Origin of the sequence: Lentzea indica (assembly GCF_012184385.1) — a bacterium.
Classification (GTDB): domain Bacteria; phylum Actinomycetota; class Actinomycetes; order Mycobacteriales; family Pseudonocardiaceae; genus Lentzea; species Lentzea indica.
Genome location: NZ_VSRL01000627.1, coordinates 1 through 311 on the forward strand (window position 1 = coordinate 1; position 311 = coordinate 311).

The 311-nt window shown below is 54.7% G+C and carries 1 rRNA gene; it reads left to right on the forward strand.

The features are described from left to right. Nucleotides 1–311 (forward strand): 23S ribosomal RNA (locus tag FXN61_RS50040); the annotation flags it as partial.

Here is a 311-nt window from a genome sequence, read left to right on the forward strand (position 1 = left end):
TGATTCCGTGAGTAGTGGCGAGCGAAAGCGGATGAGGCTAAACCGCGTCTGTGTGATACCCGGCAGGGGTTGCATTCGCGGGGTCGTGGGACCTCTTGGTCAGTTCTGCCGGACTGGCAACGAGTCAGAAAATACTGTGGTTAGAGGAATACGTCTGGAAAGCGTGAGCGTAGAGGGTGAAACTCCCGTACTCGAAAATCCGGTATCTCGTGAGAGTGTTCCCAAGTAGCAGCGTACTCGTGAAATTCGCTGTGAATCTGGCGGGACCACCCGCTAAGCCTAAATACTCCCTGGTGACCGATAGCGGACTA